15 protein-coding genes are annotated in these 17,527 nt (G+C 67.8%); 8 read left to right on the forward strand and 7 right to left on the reverse strand.

Annotation, left to right across the window (positions count from 1 at the left end; translation table 11 throughout):
• Positions 1-221: 221 nt before the first annotated feature.
• Both QE374_RS13595 and QE374_RS13600 read left to right on the forward strand, forming a co-directional pair.
• Positions 222-773 (forward strand): hypothetical protein, encoded by a 552-nt coding sequence (locus QE374_RS13595; RefSeq protein ID WP_309735698.1) that lies wholly within the window; start codon positions 222-224, stop codon positions 771-773.
• Positions 774-1,301: 528 nt separating this feature from the next.
• A complete protein-coding gene (locus QE374_RS13600) occupies positions 1,302-2,528 on the forward strand; it encodes an SIR2 family protein (protein WP_309735700.1) in 1,227 nt (408 codons plus the stop codon).
• A 19-nt stretch (positions 2,529-2,547) separates the two neighbouring features.
• On the opposite strand, the gene QE374_RS13605 is transcribed toward QE374_RS13600, so the two are convergent.
• Positions 2,548-3,722, reverse strand: a protein-coding gene (locus QE374_RS13605) for an IS3 family transposase (RefSeq protein WP_309735702.1) whose coding sequence is annotated in 2 segments (ribosomal slippage) — positions 2,548-3,437 and positions 3,437-3,722 — 1,176 coding nt in all. Because the reading frame shifts where the segments join, the coding sequence is not laid out codon by codon here.
• 12 nt (positions 3,723-3,734) lie between these two features.
• Here QE374_RS13605 and QE374_RS13610 point away from each other — a divergent pair.
• The 3 genes from QE374_RS13610 to QE374_RS13620 all read left to right on the forward strand — a co-directional run bounded on the left by QE374_RS13610 (position 3,735) and on the right by QE374_RS13620 (position 5,909).
• Positions 3,735-4,301: a GNAT family N-acetyltransferase gene (locus tag QE374_RS13610; protein WP_309735704.1), complete on the forward strand. Its 567-nt coding sequence runs from the start codon at positions 3,735-3,737 to the stop codon at positions 4,299-4,301.
• A gap of 148 nt (positions 4,302-4,449) precedes the next feature.
• Complete coding sequence (locus tag QE374_RS13615) at positions 4,450-5,496, forward strand: hypothetical protein (RefSeq protein ID WP_309735706.1); 1,047 nt, start codon at positions 4,450-4,452, stop codon at positions 5,494-5,496.
• On the forward strand, positions 5,493-5,909 hold the full coding sequence (locus QE374_RS13620) for a GntR family transcriptional regulator (RefSeq protein WP_309735708.1): 417 nt from the start codon (positions 5,493-5,495) through the stop codon (positions 5,907-5,909). The genes QE374_RS13615 and QE374_RS13620 overlap by 4 nt, the downstream gene beginning before the upstream one ends.
• A gap of 25 nt (positions 5,910-5,934) precedes the next feature.
• On the opposite strand, the gene QE374_RS13625 is transcribed toward QE374_RS13620, so the two are convergent.
• Entirely contained in the window at positions 5,935-6,330 is a 396-nt protein-coding gene (locus QE374_RS13625) for a hypothetical protein (protein WP_309735711.1), read from the reverse strand.
• Positions 6,331-6,529: 199 nt separating this feature from the next.
• On the opposite strand from QE374_RS13625, the gene QE374_RS13630 reads away from it, so the two are divergent.
• Positions 6,530-7,414 carry an aminodeoxychorismate lyase gene (locus QE374_RS13630; protein WP_309735713.1) on the forward strand — a complete coding sequence of 295 codons (885 nt, stop codon included), beginning with the start codon at positions 6,530-6,532 and terminating at the stop codon, positions 7,412-7,414.
• A 232-nt stretch (positions 7,415-7,646) separates the two neighbouring features.
• Here the strand turns inward: QE374_RS13630 and pstB are convergent, their stop codons facing one another.
• The 4 genes from pstB to pstS all read right to left on the reverse strand — a co-directional run bounded on the left by pstB (position 7,647) and on the right by pstS (position 11,680).
• On the reverse strand, positions 7,647-8,426 hold the full coding sequence (pstB, locus tag QE374_RS13635) for a phosphate ABC transporter ATP-binding protein PstB (protein WP_137417695.1): 780 nt from the start codon (positions 8,424-8,426) through the stop codon (positions 7,647-7,649).
• Positions 8,427-8,450: 24 nt separating this feature from the next.
• On the reverse strand, positions 8,451-9,542 hold the full coding sequence (gene pstA, locus QE374_RS13640) for a phosphate ABC transporter permease PstA (RefSeq protein WP_309735716.1): 1,092 nt from the start codon (positions 9,540-9,542) through the stop codon (positions 8,451-8,453).
• A gap of 1 nt (position 9,543) precedes the next feature.
• Complete coding sequence (gene pstC / locus QE374_RS13645; RefSeq protein WP_309735717.1) at positions 9,544-10,491, reverse strand: phosphate ABC transporter permease subunit PstC; 948 nt, start codon at positions 10,489-10,491, stop codon at positions 9,544-9,546.
• Positions 10,492-10,567: 76 nt separating this feature from the next.
• On the reverse strand, positions 10,568-11,680 hold the full coding sequence (gene pstS / locus QE374_RS13650) for a phosphate ABC transporter substrate-binding protein PstS (protein WP_309736712.1): 1,113 nt from the start codon (positions 11,678-11,680) through the stop codon (positions 10,568-10,570).
• Positions 11,681-11,863: 183 nt separating this feature from the next.
• On the opposite strand from pstS, the gene QE374_RS13655 reads away from it, so the two are divergent.
• Both QE374_RS13655 and QE374_RS13660 read left to right on the forward strand, forming a co-directional pair.
• Positions 11,864-15,796, forward strand: coding sequence for a Pls/PosA family non-ribosomal peptide synthetase (locus QE374_RS13655; protein WP_309735719.1), 3,933 nt, complete (start codon positions 11,864-11,866; stop codon positions 15,794-15,796).
• Positions 15,793-17,070 carry a M1 family metallopeptidase gene (locus QE374_RS13660; RefSeq protein WP_309735721.1) on the forward strand — a complete coding sequence of 426 codons (1,278 nt, stop codon included), beginning with the start codon at positions 15,793-15,795 and terminating at the stop codon, positions 17,068-17,070. The genes QE374_RS13655 and QE374_RS13660 overlap by 4 nt, the downstream gene beginning before the upstream one ends.
• Here QE374_RS13660 and QE374_RS13665 read toward each other — a convergent pair.
• Positions 17,021-17,527, reverse strand: a complete 507-nt coding sequence (locus tag QE374_RS13665) for a hypothetical protein (protein ID WP_309735723.1) — start codon at positions 17,525-17,527, stop codon at positions 17,021-17,023. The genes QE374_RS13660 and QE374_RS13665 overlap by 50 nt on opposite strands.

Raw genomic sequence — 17,527 nt, forward strand, 5'->3', positions numbered from 1 at the left:
GACGTGTGACCTGGCTGCAGGCAGAATGCTGCACCGGAGGGCAGGGGGCTCTTTGCCCCCTGCCCTCCCGCATGTTCCACATCCGTTAGCGCGGAGACTTTGCGCAGCCAACGGGGCGCGTGGAGAACTCTTCTCCGTAACCGCGGGTGCCGGGCTATCAAGAGCGGGTTCTCCGTTCACAGCGAGTTGAGGCCCTAGAGCGAATCGGAGCTCGGCTAATCGTGTACGTGATACTTCACGACATCGCACAACACCAGTCCACCGATACGCGACAGAAGTGGGCGCTGAACACCGTCACGTACGCCTACTACCGTCTGCTCGCCGAAGAAAACGCAGGTGGGGTGTTCCTCATGGATCGGGACGACGACCAGCACACTCATCTTGCGTCCCTCTTCCAGAACGGGCCACAGATGAGCGACGGCCGTTACGTGCCCGTGTCGGACCGCGTCTTCCTGTTCGGCATGACGGCGAACAATGCGTCTCATCTAAGTTCAGCTGTCGACATTGCTTTGGGCGGCTTTCGATACTGCGTCAACGCGGCGGGCGGTAGCGGGACCGAGGTCGTCGCCTCCGAGATCTTCCCGCCGTTGACGCGAATGCTGTGGGGCAAAGAAGTCGGCGGAACGAAATACATCCGCGATCGAGGCTTCCACCCCATGCCCAAAACAGAGATCAGGTCCCACGTGTACAAGCAGATCTATAAGAACCTGTTCGCAAAGCTCAACGAATACTCCGGCGACGACTCCGACACGCCGGAGGAGGCGCAGAAGTAAGTCAGCTCAGCCAGTCCTTCGCGGCCTCGCGCCTCAGCGATGGTCTGATCCAAGCGCGTACTTGGTCACTCACATTCGCTTCCCCCGGCGTGTTGCTCAGTGAACCGCTACGTGGCATCATGGGGGCGTTGGCACGCCGGGCGCGTGTGAAGATCGGGAATCTCACCAACACACATCTGGACCGAAATGCAGAGTCCAAGAACGAGCTGCTTCTTCATGTGTGTACTGGGAGGTTCCGATGACCCGGAACAAGAATTGGTCAACATCAGATGCTGAGATTGGCCTCCTTGCCTCTCAGGCTGGTTGGGGTGTGACCGTTCGGTTGATTCTCATCGAGCTGTTCCGCTCCCGGACTGTTCGCATCACTATGGGTATCACCTCCCCTGCCGTCTTTGCAGCCGCTTGGGCGCTACTTCACTAGTCGATTCCAAACGCGGACGTCTTGTACTGGGTACCTCACTAGGCCGGCAGTCCAGAGCGGACCGTGTCGCGCCAGGGACGCCGACCAAACAGCCATAGTGTTCTGCCGTGGGGGATGTAAGAGACGCTCTGGAAGCGCACCTTCGACCGCTGGGAGGACCGTTCCTTTTTGTCGGAGCCGGTCTGACGCGCCGCTACGCGGGCCTGCCCAACTGGGAGGGGCTGCTGCGGAGGTTCGCCGGCTTCACCGACAAACCCTACGAGTACTACCTCGGCGCCGCGGGAAGTGACCTGCCGCTAACGGCATCCAAAATCGCAGAGGAGTTCTACGAGGTCTGGTGGAACGCCCCCGAGTACGAGGCATCTCGGCAAGAGAACTCCGGCGCTGAGACGGATGGAGCATCGGCGCTGAAGATTGAAGTGTCTCGCTTCGTTGATGACGAGCTCGCAAAGTCGACGATCCCGGCGGAGCTTGCAGATGAGTGGGAGCTACTGCGCCAAGCCACGGTAGACGGAATCATCACAACGAACTACGACGGCCTGCTCAAGGAGGCGTTTCCTGACTTCGAGGTCTTCGTAGGTCAAGAGCAACTGCTGTTTGCTGACACGCAAGGCATCGCGGAGACCTACATGATCCACGGCTCCGCCGCGGAACCCGAATCGCTCGTTCTCACGCAGGAGGACTACAAGGACTATCAGGCCCGCAACCCATATCTTGCCGCCAAACTCCTCACCATCTTCGTAGAGCACCCAGTTCTGTTCCTCGGCTACAGCCTTGGTGACGCGAACGTCAACGGCATCCTTCATTCGCTGGTCCAAGGGCTCCGAGCGAAGAACATCGACAAGCTCCAGAAGCGGCTGATCTTTGTCGAGTGGAAGCAGAACGGGGATGCGACCATCTCGGAGACGGTCGTCATGGTGGATGGTGTGACCATCCCGATCACTCGCGTGATCGTTCCGGACTTTCGCGAGGTGTTCGGCGCGCTGGGGGCGCGCGAACGCGCGATTCCCGCGAAGTGGCTGCGGATTCTCAAGGAGCAGGTCTACGAGATCGTCCTCTCCAACGACCCGCGCGACCGGCTCGTTGCCTATGCGGACATTGACTCCGCAACCGCCGAGGACATATCGGTGGTTTTTGGAGTCGGAGCGAAAATGGCGATCGAGGGGATCGTCGGTCTTCCGCGCCTCAAGCTCTTCGCGGACGTCTTGGACAACCCAGACGGCGCGTACCCTGCAGCGGAGATCGTAGAACGGCTGCTGCCAACGTTTCCGACTCGTAGCTGGTTTCCAGTGTTCAAGTACCTCCGCGGTGCGGGACTGGTCGCGGACGACTGAATCGGCCTGATTTTCGTTCCTATCGGGAGCCTTGTCTGGCAGGTGCCGGTTTGGCTGATTTGAGGTCAGCGTAATACGCCTGTTCAACCTCGATCGGGGTGCGCATGTCGAGCTCGCCGTGGGGGCGGGAGTTGTTCCACCACCACACCCACTCGAGGGTCGCTAACTCGACCTGCTCGACGGTCCGCCAGGGGCCGCGCTGGCGGATCAGCTCGGTTTTGTAGAGGTTGTTCACCGCCTCGGCCATCGCGTTATCGAACGAGTCGCCCACCGTTCCCGTGGACGGGACCGCGCCGAGCTCGACGATCCGCTCGGTGTAGACCATCGCGGTGTAGTTCGACCCATGATCCGCGTGGTGGATCAGCCCGGTGAGATCACCGCCTGCGGTCCAGGCGGCCATGTCGAGTGCCTGCATCGGCAAGATCTCCGACCGCAGCGTGGAGGCGACGTTCCACCCGACGATGCGCCGCGAGTACACATCGGTGACGAACGCGACATAGGCGAAACCGGACCAGGTGGCGACGTAGGTCACGTCGCAGACCCAGAGTCGCCTGGGCGCAGGAGCGGTGAAGCGGCGGTTCACGAGATCACTCGGCAGAACCGCCGTCTTGTCGGCGCGCGTAGTGAACGCCCGCTTCGATTTGCGCACCCCACGCACCCCCGCGAGGCGCATGAGCCGTTCGGTCTGGTCGCGGCCGATGCCCCACCCCTGCCGGCGCATCAGCGCATGCATCTTCCGACGCCCGTAGACGCCGTAGTTCTCCGCATGCAGCCTGGCGACGTAGCCGCGGGAGGTGAGGAACCCCTGAACTGCCGGGCGGAGAACCCGGCAGATGAGCTCGACCCCGAAACGATCCCGATGTTCGTTGATGAACCGGATAATCACGGTCAGGGGCGGTCGAGCTCCTTCGCGAAAAACACGCTCGCAGCCTTGAGGATCTCATTCGCCTTGCGCAACTCCGAGACCTCCTTCTGCAGCCGCTTGATCTCCGCCGCCGCATCCGTTGTCAGCCCGGCCTTGGCACCCGCGTCGACCTCCGCCTGACGCTGCCACGGTCGCAACGTCTCCGGACTCATCCCCAACAGCCCCGCCATATGCCGCGCGGCGCTCATCATGGTCGGGTGCGACGGCCGCGTCTCCGCCAACATCCTGAGCGCCCGCTCACGCATCTCCGGCGAATACTTCCTGTTCATCGTCTTCCATCCTTGCTTGAAGAACGGAACGAAAGTCAGGCCGATTCAGTGTGCGCTTCCCCGGATGAACAGCTCGTGATGGTTGCAGAGTCGATCACGTCGGGGGATCTCATTCTGACCCCGTTGCAGGCGGTGGATGCGGACGCGATGTTCGTCGTGTTGCAGGACCGGGAACTGTATTCCTTCACCGGCGGTGAGCCGGCGACAATCGATGCGTTGCGTGCGCGGTACGCCCGGCAAGCCGGTGGTGTCTCCCCGGATGGTTCGCAGCTGTGGTTGAACTGGATCATCCGAATGTCTGATGAGCCCGTGGGGTATGTCCAAGCGACAGTTGCGCCGAGACAGGGGCGGGTCGTCGCAGAACTGGCGTGGGTGATCGGGACCCAGTGGCAGGGTCGAGGTCTGGCAACTCGGAGTGCCCTCATGATGCAGACATGGCTGCGCGATCGTGGTGTCGATCGGTTCACCGCGTCGATCCACCCGCAGCACGCGGCTTCCGCATCCGTCGCGGTTTGGTTGGGACTGCAGCCCTCAGGAGAGTCGACCGATGAGGGCGAGTGCATCTGGCGCCTGCCATAGCTTTCACTGCGTGAGGATCGGGCCCATCGCGGGGAGCCTCTCGGCCTGATCGGTGACTCCGGGTGATCCGGCGGGACGCGACAACATTGTGCTGCTGTCATGACACAAGTTGTGATAGACAAGTGGCACAAGAGAGATTGGATGCGCGATGCCCTCGACAAGCGCGAACATGTTCGACCCGACTCAGCTGATCGGCGCCGCCCTCTCGCAACCTGCGGTCTCCTTCGTCTTGGCGCTGGTGCTCGCGGGAGGCATCGGCCTCCTCGCAGGGGAACGCGTTGGTGGAACGGGCCGGCTGCCTGTGGTCGAACCGCGATCGGTTCGAGCAAGATATGTTCCCGAGCAACGTGCAGTCGGCGTGGTGGCGGTCATGCTGATCGTCGTGTTCTTCGCGGACTACGTGCTCCGCGGCTACATCCTCACCGGTGTCGATCGGCTTCACTGGTGGCGGTTCGCCACCCCGATCGCATGCGCCGCCATCGGCGTCGGCGTCCTCCTTGCCCTCATCGTGATTCGGGGGACGACGCCGGCGGAGGCTGCCGTCGTCTCCGTTGAGCGTCGAAGTTGGGGGAGCTTCAGCTCCCGGTTCGCGCTCATCGGCCTCGGAGTCATCGCCCTCATCCTCACCGCGACGACCGTCTCGGCCGGTATCGCTTCGTCGCCCAACGGGCGGGGACAGTACACCTGGCTGGTCATCCCCGTTCCCAACGAAGGCGCGATCGACCCGATTCGTCTGCCGTTCTACGGATGGACCTACGGGGTCCCGGTGCTCGTCAGCTTGGGTGCCCTCCTCGCTGTTGCCTGGTTCGCGCTCGATCGCAACGCTGCACGTCCCTATCTGCGTACGGAAACCCTCGTCGCCGAACGGTCAGCGCGTCGCGAGACCGCGCGTAACGTCACGCGCGTGACGGCTGCGGCGATGCTGCTCACGCTCGCGGGAGCCTGGCGATTCGTCGCGAGGGCAGGATCCGGCTCTCAACTCACCGTGATGGGCCAGAACGGCGACAACCCCTACGAAGTCACCTGGCGATACGCCGAACTCGCGGTCGTCGCAGGCTGGGGTGCCCCGCTCCTGGAGATCGTAGGCTTCACGCTGCTTCTGCTCGGCGCAGGTGCTGGCCTGCGCCGTCGGCGGGTGACGCGCAGCCTGACGGAAGCAGACGTATTGCCCGCGACAGCGGAGGCAACACGATGACTGCTCGTTCGACAGCCGCGGCGACGGATGAGAACAGCTCGGCGATCGAGATCTACCGGCAGCTTCGCGGACTCATCGTTTCCGGCCAGTTAGGTGCGAACGAGCGGCTCCCCACCGTTCGTCAAACCGCCGCAGACTTCAAGGTCGCGCAAGGAACTGCGGCGAAGGCATACAAGATGCTCGAGCAGGACGGACTTGTCATCAGCCGGACCGCCGCCGGAACCCGCGTGGCAGACTCCGCGGCGGTGCTGCCGCGATCGGTGATCAAGAAGCTCCGCGAGCTCGTCGACGAAGCGGTCGCCACGAACACGGACCCCCATGACGTGATCAACGTGCTCCGCGTGATTTTGCAGACGCGCTCCGAACGAGCGGAACGCCACGACGAGCCGGTGAATCTGGAGCAGGACGCATGACCAGGTGAGCGGTCCGCCCCGCGCGCTAGCTGCGGTGCGGGACGACCCACGTACGGAACTCATCCCAGGCGAGACTGCGACCGCCGGAGTGGTAACGGAAGAAGAACGCGTACTCTCCGGCGTCGTTCGTTCGGGCGTCGTCGCTGATCTGCCGCGGTAGTCCCGCCCACCACAGGGACTGCACGGTCGCTCGGGGCGGCCGCGACACCCCGTCGATCTCTATCACGGCGAACAGTCGCCCCGTACTGTCTTCGAAGGTCCAGGCGACGCGGCCCGCGACAGACGCGAGGTAGAGCTCCTCCACGGCGCGGACGATCACTTCGCCGAGCGTTGCGTCGTCCGGCATCGCCCAGGTCTCGGCATGGCTCTGGACATCGTCTCCCATCGCGACGGAGTCGCGGTCGACCTTGATCGTCAGCACGGGACCAGGCTAGTGATCCCGTCAGCCCTCTGAGACGGCAGGACTGCGACGAGAAAAAGTAAGTGCCAGGCCGCAGAAACGCCTCTCGGCGCAAGGCCGCTCGCAGCGGCAGAAGTTGGAGCCCGGGGTTACTGCGGCCCGGCTGTTCCAGTGTAACGGAGCCTCGCAGCGAGGTATTCCGCCCGCGTAGGCTCGGGGAATGGCCTGGCGATACGCACTCCTGCTCGCACCCGCCGCATCCGAGGACGCGCGCACCGACTACTCCGGCACGTTCACGCCGATCGATCCGTCGGCGCCGGCGCTGAGCGTGGGCGAGCTCAGCACACAGCGCGGCGACGGCATCTTCGAGTCGATCGGGGTCGTCGACGGCCATGCTCAAGAGGTGTCCGCCCACCTCGAGCGGCTCGCGCACTCGGCGCGGCTGTGCGATCTTCCCGTGCCGAACCTCGTGCAGTGGGAGCAGGCCGTCGCGGCGGCCGCATCCGAATGCCCGGCGGGGGAGTGCGTCATCAAGCTCATCCTGAGCCGGGGGGTCGAGCACGGCCCCACGCCGACGGCCTGGGTGACGGTCGCCGAGGCGCCAGACAACACCCGTGTGCGCCGTGACGGCATCCGGGTCGTCCTGCTCGACCGCGGATACGACAGCGGCGCCCCCGAGCGTGCACCGTGGCTCCTGCTCGGCGCGAAGACCCTGTCGTATGCGACCAACATGGCCGCGATTCGCGAGGCCCGCCGTCGCGATGCGGATGACGCGGTCTTCGTCACCAGCGACGGCGTGCTGCTCGAGGGCCCCACATCCTCTCTCGTGCTTCGTCAGGGGGACCGGTTCGTCACTCCCGCGCCCGGCGCGGGCATCCTGCACGGCACGACGCAGCTCAGCCTGTTCGCGCACCTCGCCGAGCGCGGTTTCGAGACCGACTACGCCACGCTCGGCGTCGACGCGCTACGCGAAGCGGATGCGGCATGGCTCGTCTCCAGCGTGCGCCTCGCCGCCGGCATCACATCCGTCGACGGCGCGCCGCTGTCGTACGACGCGGCCTTCACCGCCGAGCTCAACGCCTACCTGTTGTCGCCGCGCGACTGACCCGCATCCATCCGCTCGGCCGCTGCACGGCTTCGTCGGTGCGGAGGTGCCACACTTCTGTGCACCCGCGACAGTGATCAACTGTGGCGGATGCGGAGAAGTGGTGCATCTGCGCACATGCGACGCAACTCGGGCAGAGGCACCGGGGCACAGGCGCGGGCAGGAGAACGGGGCCCCACGCGGAAGGGGCGGTCACGCCGAAGCGCGACCGCCCCTCACGGGTGCCGTCGGATCAACCGAAGCGGCCGGAGACGTAGTCCTCGGTGGCCTGCACGCTCGGCGTCGTGAAGATCGTGGAGGTGTCGTCGTACTCGATGAGCTTTCCGGGCTTGCCGGTGCCGGCGATGTTGAAGAACGCGGTCTTGTCGCTCACGCGCGACGCCTGCTGCATGTTGTGCGTCACGATCACGATCGTGTACTCGCTCTTGAGCTCGTCGATCAGCTCCTCGATCGCGTAGGTCGAGATCGGGTCGAGGGCCGAGCAGGGCTCGTCCATCAGCAGCACGTCGGGGGAGACGGCGATCGCACGCGCGATGCACAGACGCTGCTGCTGACCGCCGGAGAGGCCGGAGCCCGGCTTGTCGAGGCGGTCCTTGACCTCGTTCCAGAGGTTGGCGCCCTGCAGCGACTTCTCGACGAGCGCATCCGCGTCCGACTTCGAGATGCGCTTGTTGTTCAGCTTCACGCCGGCCAGCACGTTCTCGCGGATCGACATCGTGGGGAACGGGTTGGGGCGCTGGAAGACCATGCCGATCTGGCGACGCACCAGCACGGGGTCGACGCCCTGGCCGTAGAGGTTCTCGCCGTCCAGCAGCACCTCACCCTCGACGCGCGCGCCGGGGATCACCTCGTGCATGCGGTTGAGGGTGCGAAGGAACGTGGACTTGCCGCATCCGGACGGGCCGATGAAGGCCGTGACGCTGCGCGGCTGGATGTGGAGGCCGACGCCCTCGACGGCGAGGAAGTCGCCGTAGTAGACGTTGAGGTCGTTGACTTCGATGCTCTTTGACACGAAGGGGTTCTTTCTCTCGGGAGATCAGCGGCCGGTCTTCGGCGCGAAGACCTTCGCGACGATCCGGGCGACGAGGTTGAGGAGCATGACGATGAGGATCAGGGTGAGGGCGGCCGCCCAGGCCCGATCCCAGTACGCCTCGGGCGGGATGCCCTGGTTCGCGTACTGCGTGTAGACGAAGACCGGCAGTGTCTGCATGCGGCCGTCGAAGAGGTTGTAGTTGAGCGAGTCGGTGAAGCCGGCCGTGATCAGCAGCGGCGCGGTCTCACCGATGACGCGGGAGATCGAGAGCATGACACCCGTGGTGATGCCCGCGATCGCGGTCGGCAGCACGACCTTCACGATGGTCAGCCACTTCGGCACACCGAGGGCGTACGACGCCTCGCGCAGCTCGTTGGGCACGAGTCGCAGCATCTCCTCGCTGGAGCGCACGACGACGGGGATCATCAGCACGGCGAGCGCCACAGCGCCCATGATGCCCATGCGGATACCGGGCCCGAAGAACAGTGCGAACAGCGCGTAGGCGAACAGACCCGCCACGATCGAGGGGATGCCGGTCATGACGTCCACGAGGAAGGTGATCGCCTGGGCGAGTCTGCCGCGGCCGTACTCGACGAGATAGATCGAGGTCAGTAGCCCGATCGGGATGGAGATGATCGCCGCGGCGAGCGTGATCAGCACCGTTCCCCAGATGGCGTGCACGATGCCGCCGCCCTCGCCGACGACGTTGCGCATCGAGGAGGAGAAGAACGTCGCGTCGAAGCGGGCGACACCGTTGGCGATGACGGTCCAGGCCACCGACACGAGCGGCACCATCGCGATGAGGAAGGCGCTGGTGACGATGCCGGTGACGAGACGGTCGACGGCCTTGCGGCTGCCCTCGACGATCGTGGAGATGACCGTGATGAGCGCGAGGTAGACGAGCGCCGCCGAGACGAGCCAGCCCGCGACGTTCACCCCTTCGCCGGTCGCGGTGCCGAGGATGGCGAAGACGGCGAACATCGCGGCGAGCGATGCGCCCAGCAGCACCCAGGGGAACCAACCGGCCAGGCGGCCGGCGCGCAGCTGTGCGCCGGATGCGGTACGCGCGGGTGCAGCGGATTCGGTGATCGTCATGTCAGTTCGCCCCCGAGAATTCCTTGCGGCGGCTGACGATCCAGCGCGCGATGGCGTTGACCACGAAGGTCACGATGAACAGGATGAGGCCGGTCGCGATGAGCACGTTGATGTTCGTGCCGTAGGCCTCGGGGAAGGTCAGCGCGATGTTCGCGGCGATCGTCGAGGGGTTCTGAGAGGTGAACAGCTGCCACGTGACGGCGCCCGTGGTCGAGAGCACCATGGCGACCGCCATGGTCTCGCCGAGAGCACGGCCGAGGCCCAGCATCGCGCCGGACACGATCCCGGAGCGGCCGAAGGGCAGCACGGCCATCCGGATCATCTCCCAGCGGGTCGCGCCGAGGGCGAGAGCGGCTTCCTCGTGCAGCTTCGGCGTCTGCAGGAACACTTCGCGGCAGATCGCGGTGATGATCGGGACCACCATGACGGCGAGCACGATGCCGGCGGTGAAGATCGTGCGCCCCGTGGCCGAGACATCACCGGAGAAGAGCGGGAACCACCCGGCGTTCTCGTTCAGCCACGAGTAGACCGGCTGCACGGCGGGGGCGAGCACGAGGATGCCCCAGAGGCCGAAGACGACGGAAGGCACCGCGGCCAGCAGGTCGACGATGTAGCCGAGACCCTGCGCGAGACGGCGCGGTGCGTAGTGGGTGATGAAGAGGGCGACGCCCAGCGACAGCGGAACGGCCATCAGCAGGGCGAGGAAGGCGGCCCAGACCGTGCCGAACAGCAGCGGCGCGACATACGCCCAGAAGTTGGAGGAGAGGAGGGACGCCTGGGAGGAGTCTGCTCCGAGAGCCGGGATCGACTGGATGATGAGGAAGATCGCCACGGCGGCGAGCGTCACCAGGATCATGCTGCCGGCGGCCAGAGCGGAGCCCGAGAACCAGATGTCTCCGGGGCGCCGTTTGGCAGCGGGGCGGGTGGGTCCCGCGGCTGTGGCTGTCATCTATCGCTTTCTCGTCGTGTTCGGGTCAGGACGGGCCAGAGCGGCCCCGGGAGAACCCGGGGCCGCTCTGTGCGTGTCAGGAGATGGCGTCGATGGCCTTCTGAGCGCGCTCGCGCAGCGTGTCGGAGATGGGCGCGCTGCCGGCGTTCTTGGCAGCGGCCTGCTGGCCCTCCTCGCTGATCGCCGTCGTGAAGAAGCCCTGGACGAGCTTCGCCGCAGCGGCGTCGGTGTACTTCTCGCAACCGATCAGGTAGCTGATGAGAACGACGGGGTAGGCGCCGGCCTCGGTCGTGGTGCGGTCGATCGTGATGGCGAGGTCGTTGTCGCCGCGGCCGTCCTCGAACGGCGACGCGTCGACGGCCGTGGCCGCACCCTCGGCGGAGTGCGTGACGAAGTCATCGCCCACCTTGACGGCGACCGACGAGATGCCCGCGGCCTGCGACGAGTCGGCGTAGCCGATCGTGCCGTTGCCGCCCTTGACGGCGTTGACGACGCCCGAGGTGCCCTGAGCGGCCTCGCCGCCAGAGATCGGCCACTCCTCGACGGAGCCGTAGGTCCAGCCCGCGGCGTCGGTCTTGGAGAGGTAGTCGGTGAAGTTGCCGGTCGTGCCCGACTTGTCGGAGCGGTGCACGGGCGTGATCGCCAGGTCGGGCAGCTTCGCGTCCTTGTTGGTCGCGGCGATGGCCGGGTCGTTCCAGTTGGTGATCGTGCCGGCGAAGATGCCCGCGATCGTGGCGGGGTCGAGGTTGAGCTCCTTGACGCCCTCGACGTTGAAGATGATCGCGATCGGCGACACGTAGGCCGGGATCTCGACGAGGCCCGAGTCGGGTGCGCAGACGCTGAACGGGCCGGCGGTGATCTCGTCCTTCTTGAAGGCGCGGTCGGAGCCGGCGAACTGCACGGCGCCCGACTGGAACGACTCGCGGCCGGTACCCGAACCCTGCGGGTCGTAGTTGACGGTCAGATCGGCGTTGGCCGTCTGCAGCAGCTGCGTCCAGGACTGGATGGCGACCTGCTGCGACGTGGCGCCGGAGCCGTTCAGGGTGCCGGAGAGACCGGTGGGCAGCGACGACTCGGAGCCGGCGGAGGTCTCGTTGCCTGCGGGCGCCTCGTTCGCGGCGCAGCCGGCGAGCGCGAGTGCCGCGATGGCGGCGATGGCGCCCACCTGGGCGATGCGGGTGATCTTCACTGTGAAATCCTTCACGTGTCAGGGTTTACGGGCCCGGTGCAGGGCTCGCCGAAGACGCTAAGCAGGCGCGTTTACCAGCGTCCGCTGTGCGGGGTGAACGGAAGGTGAACGAAGCGAGGCGGATGCGGTCGTGCGAGCGCGTGGCGACACCATCCGTTCACCCGCGCTGCCTACTTTCGGCGCATGCTCTCCGACGCACAGGCCGTTCTGGACCGATCCGCCCAGGCCCCGGCGCCCCGCACCCTGGTGGACATCCTCCGCGAGAGCGCCGGGCGCCATCCTGAGGCGTCGGCGATCGACGACGGTTCGGGCGCCCTGAGCTACGCAGAGCTGCTGGCCCGCGTCGGGCGCACCGCTGCGCGCCTGATCGCCGCGGGTGTGCGCCCCGGCGATCGGGTCGGCGTGCGTATGCCCTCGGGATCGAAGGATCTGTACGTCGCGATCCTCGGGGTGCTGGTCGCGGGAGCTGCGTACGTGCCCGTGGATGCGGACGACCCGGACGAGCGTGCGCGCCTCGTGTTCGGTGAGGCGCGGGTGGCCGGTGTCATCGGTGGCGGCGGTGTGTACGTCGCGTCCGAGGGGTCGACGTCCGCTGTGGAGCTCAATGACGGGGACGCCCCGCATCCGTCGACGCGCGCGTTCGACGCGGTTCCCGTCGTGACGGCGGAGGACGACGCCTGGATCATTTTCACCTCAGGATCGACGGGTGTGCCGAAGGGGGTGGCGGTGAGCCACCGGTCCGCCGCGGCCTTCGTGGATGCCGAGGCGCGCATGTTCCTTCAGGACGCACCGCTCGGTCCGGGCGACCGGGTGCTGGCGGGCCTGTCGGTCGCTTTCGACGCCTCCTGCGAGGAGATGTGGCTGGCATGGCGCCATGGCGCCTGTCTCGTGCCCGCTCCTCGCTCGCTCGTGCGCTCGGGGGAGGATCTCGCACCGTGGCTGATCCGTCAGGGGATCACCGCCGTCTCGACGGTGCCGACGCTGGCGGCGATGTGGCCGGCGGAGGCCATCGAGAATGTCCGGCTGCTCATCTTCGGCGGGGAGGCGTGCCCGCCCGAACTGGCTGCGCGCCTGCAGGCCGAAGGACGCGAGGTGTGGAACACGTACGGCCCGACCGAGGCGACCGTGGTGGCCTGCGGCTCTCTCATGGACGGCTCGGCTCCGGTGCGGATCGGACTGCCGCTGGACGGCTGGATGCTCGCCGTGGTGGATACCGATGGCGCGCGTGTGGGCGAGGGGGAGATCGGGGAGCTGATCATCGGCGGCGTCGGCCTGGCGCGCTACCTCGATCCGCTGAAGGACGCGGAGAAGTACGCGCCCATGCCCTCCCTGGGGTGGGAGCGCGCCTACCGCTCGGGTGACCTCGTCCGCTTCGAGAGCGCGGGACTCGTGTTCCAGGGCCGGGCCGATGACCAGGTGAAGGTCGGGGGGCGGCGGATCGAACTGGGCGAGGTCGAGTCCGCGCTGCAGGAGCTCCCGGGGGTGCACACCGCGGCGGCGGCGGTGCGACACAGCGAGGCGGGCGTCTCCGTGCTGGTGGGTTATCTCGTTCTCGAGCCGGGTGCCGAGCTCGACCGTGCCGAGGCGAGAGCCCGTCTGGCCGAGAGCCTCCCGGCGGCGATCGTGCCGTTGCTCGCCGTCGTCGACGAGCTGCCTGTCCGGACGTCGGGAAAGGTCGACCGGGGCGGGTTGCCGTGGCCGCTGCCGGGCGTCGAGACGCCGCCGTCGGGGCTCGATCCCGCCGAAGCGTGGCTGGCGGAACAGTGGCATGCGGTGCTGGGAGTTGCGGTCCCCGGGCGGAAGGCGGACTTCTTCGACCTCGGCGGCGGCTCGCTGGCCGCTGCGCAGCTCGTGTCCCGCATCCGTGCACGCGTGCCGGAGTTCGCCGTCGCCGACATCTACGACATGCCCCGTCTGTCGGCGATGGCCAAGGCGCTCGGGCCGTTCCTGCCCGAAGAGGAGGGCGGCGAGTACCGGCGCCCCGAACCCACGCCGCGTGCGACGCAGTGGCTGCAGACGCTGGCGGGAGCGCCGCTGTTCATCCTGTCCGGCGTGCGATGGCTGCTCTACATCCTCACCGCGGGGAGCGTCCTCAGCCTCTTCCCCGGTTTCGGCGCCCTCCCGACCGCCCCGGTGTGGCTGCTCGTGATCGGGTGGCTGCTGTTCGCGACGCCGTTCGGGCGGATGGCGCTCGCGGCCGCATCCGCGCGTGCCCTGCTCGCGGGGCTTCGCCCGGGGGACTATCCGCGAGGCGGTGCGGTGCACCTGCGTGTGTGGCTGGCGGAGCAGATCGCCGACCAGGTGGATGCGGTCGGTCTCGCCGGCGCCCCCTGGATCACCTACTACGCCCGTGCGCTGGGGGCCCGGATCGGCCGAGATGTCGATCTGCACACGCTGCCTCCCGTCACCGGGATGCTCGAGGTGGGCGACGGAGCGTCGATCGAGCCCGAGGTGGATCTGCGCGGTTACTGGATCGATGGCGACCTCCTGCGCGTGGGTGCCATCCGCATCGGCGCCGCGGCGACCATCGGCGCACGCAGCACCCTCGCTCCGGGCACGCGCATCGGCCAGCGCGCGGAGATCGCCCCCGGTTCCGCCGTCTTCGGGCGGGTGCGTGCGGCGCAGACCTGGGCCGGGTCTCCCGCGGTCCGTGTGGGCGCGGTCGCGTCGGATTGGCCAGCCGGACGGCCGCCTACGCCGCACCGCTGGGTGTGGGCGTACGGCGCATCGGCACTGGCGCTCGCCCTGCTCCCGGTGTTCGCCATCCTCTGCGGTGCGGTCGTCCTGGCCCTCGGCGTGCAGGGGGCCCCGTCGTTGCCGGCCGCCTTCGGTGCGGCGATGTCATGGCTCGCGCCGGCCGTGCTCGTGTGCGGTCTCGTGCTGGCCGGCGTCGTCGTGGTCGCCGTGCGCCTGCTCTCGATCGGTCTCGCCGAGGGAACGTACCCCGTGCGCAGCCGGGTGGCGTGGCAGGCGTGGACGATCGAGCGCCTCCTGGATGCGTCGCGCATCATCCTCTTCCCGCTCTACTCGAGCTTGTTCACGCCCGTGTGGCTCCGCATGCTGGGGGCCCGCGTCGGGCGCGACGTCGAGGCGTCGACGGTGCTCCTGCTGCCCCCGCTGGCCCGGATCGAGGACGGCGCCTTCCTCGCCGACGACACGATGGTCGCCTCCTACGAGCTGCACGCCGGGTGGATGCGGCTGGGCACCGTCCGCATCGGCAAGCGCGCCTTCCTCGGTAATTCCGGAATGGCGGCACCGGGGCATCGCGTGCCCCGCGACGGTCTGGTGGCGGTGCTGTCGTCGGCGCCGCGCAAGGCGAAGCCCGGGTCGTCCTGGCTCGGCTCGCCCGCGGTGCGCCTGCGCCGCGCCGTCGCCGAAGCGGATGAGTCGCGCACCTACCGCCCGACGCCGCCTCTGCGCCTCGCGCGGGCACTCTGGGAGCTGTGCCGCTTCGTCCCGGTGGTCGTGACCTGTGCGATCGGGCTGTCGGTGCTGTTCGCGCTGGCCGGGCTCACGGTCTGGCTCGGCTGGCTGGGGGCGCTCCTCCTGTCGGGGATCGTGCTGCTGGCGGCGGGGGCTGCCGCGGCAGCGATCACCGTGGTCGCGAAGTGGACGATCGTCGGCCCCATCCGTGCCGGCGAGCAGCCCCTCTGGTCCAGCTTCGTCTGGCGGACGGAAGTCGTCGACACGTTCACCGAGATGGTGGCGGCGATGTGGTTCGCACGTGGCGCCGTCGGCACACCCGCACTGGCGGTGTGGCTGCGGGCGATGGGTGCGCGCATCGGCACCGGCGTCTGGTGCGATTCCTACTGGCTCCCCGAACCGGATCTGGTCACGCTCGGCGACGGCGCGACGGTCAACCGGGGCTGCGTCGTGCAGACGCACCTGTTCCATGATCGAATCATGAGCATGGACACCGTAGAGCTCGAGCCCGGAGCGACGCTGGGCCCGCACAGCGTGATCCTGCCCGCCGCCGTCATCGGCGCCGACGCGACCGTGGGACCCGCATCCCTCGTGATGCGCGGCGAGGCGGTGCCGGTCGGCACCCGCTGGAGCGGCAATCCCATCGGCCCCTGGCGTGCGGTCAAGGTGCGCGCGTACCAGTCCACCTCGTGACCGGCGACGCCTACGCACCGCGAAGCGGCGACGTCACCTACGACGTCGTCTCCTACGACCTCGACCTCGACTACCGGGTTCGCACCAACCGTCTGAGCGGCACCGCGACGATCGTGGCGACCGCGTCGACCGACCTGCGCGGCGTGAGGCTGGATCTCATCGGGATGCGCGTCACCCGGGTTCGTGTCGACGACGCGACGCCCGCGGTGCAGCGTCAGAACGCGCAGCATCTGCAGATCGGATTCGGACGCGACGTCGCCGCGGGGGAGACGTTCACGCTCGAGGTGCGCTACGAAGGCTCGCCCGCGCCGAGACGTTCGCCGTGGGGCACCATCGGCTGGGAAGAGCTGACCGACGGAGCTCTCGTGGCGAACCAGCCCACGGGCGCGTCGACCTGGTTCCCCTGCAACGACCGTCCCGGCGATCGCGCCCGGATGCGGATGAGGATCGCCACCGACCGCGAGTACACCGCCGTCGCGGTGGGCACCCGCATCCTCGATCAGGTGCAGGGGCGCCGTCGCATCGCGGAATACGTCTGCGACGTTCCCACCGCGACGTATCTGGCGGCGGTGCAGATCGGCCGGTACGGGCGCACGGAGATCGACGCCCCCGTGCCGGTCGAGCTCTGGGCGCCGGCACCGCTGCGGGCGCCGGCCGCCGCGGCCTTCTCCGACCTCCCGCAGATGATGGCGGCGTTCGCCGAGCGGTTCGGGCCGTACCCGCAGAGCCAGTACCGCGTGGTGGTGACGGCGGACGACCTCGAGATCCCGCTCGAGTCGCAGGGCATGGCGGTGTTCGGTGGGAATCACCTGGATGCGGCGAGCGAGCGACTCGTGGCGCATGAGCTCGCCCACCAGTGGTTCGGCAACAGCGTGGGTATCGCGCGCTGGCAGGACATCTGGCTCAACGAGGGTTTCGCCTGCTACGCCGAGTGGCTGTGGTCGGAGGCATCGGGCGGACCGGATGCCGACTCCTGCGCGCGTGCCCATCTGCGGCAGCTCGCGGCCGAGCCGCAGGACCTGGTGATCGCCGATCCGGGGGCGGCTCTGCTGTTCGATGACCGGGTCTACAAACGCGGCGCGCTCGCGCTGCACGCCCTGAGGCTGCACCTGGGCGATACGGCGTTCTTCGAGCTGCTGCGCTCCTGGACCGCAGCCCACCGGCACGGCCTGGTCGTCACCGACGACTTCCGCGCCCTGCTCGACGACGATTCGGCGGCAGTGCTCAGCTCGTGGATCGATCGGGCTCCGCTGCCTCGGCTTGCGCGACGCTGATCACGAACCCGGCGGGAGCGTCGACCTCACGGCCGTGCACCACGCGACCGGCGACGACCGCCACCCAATCTGCCTCCTCGGTGACCACGGGCAGTTGGACACCGTCGCGGAGATCCGCCCCGACCGCCTTGGTCGCCGCCTCGAACCTCGTCCAGTCCCGCAGCGTCGAGCCGGGAGCGAGCCCGTCGAGCCGCGCCGGCGCGGACGCGGCGCCCTGCTCGACATCGACGCCGATGTCGCCGTCCTCGGCCAGCGCCGCAACCACGAGATCGCCCGCATAGGCGAGCGAGACGGACCCGCCTCCGTCCAGGCGAGGACGCCCGTGGTCGCCGCCGCACCTGGAGCACGGCCCGTGACGGAGCGTGCGACCGGTCGCGTCGCGGACGAGTCTCGCGGCAGCCGTTCGACGATCGGCGCCGTCCCGCGTCGTCCAGAGCACGCGGACCGCGCCCGGCAT

The organism is Microbacterium sp. SORGH_AS_0428 (assembly GCF_031453615.1).
GTDB lineage: Bacteria > Actinomycetota > Actinomycetes > Actinomycetales > Microbacteriaceae > Microbacterium.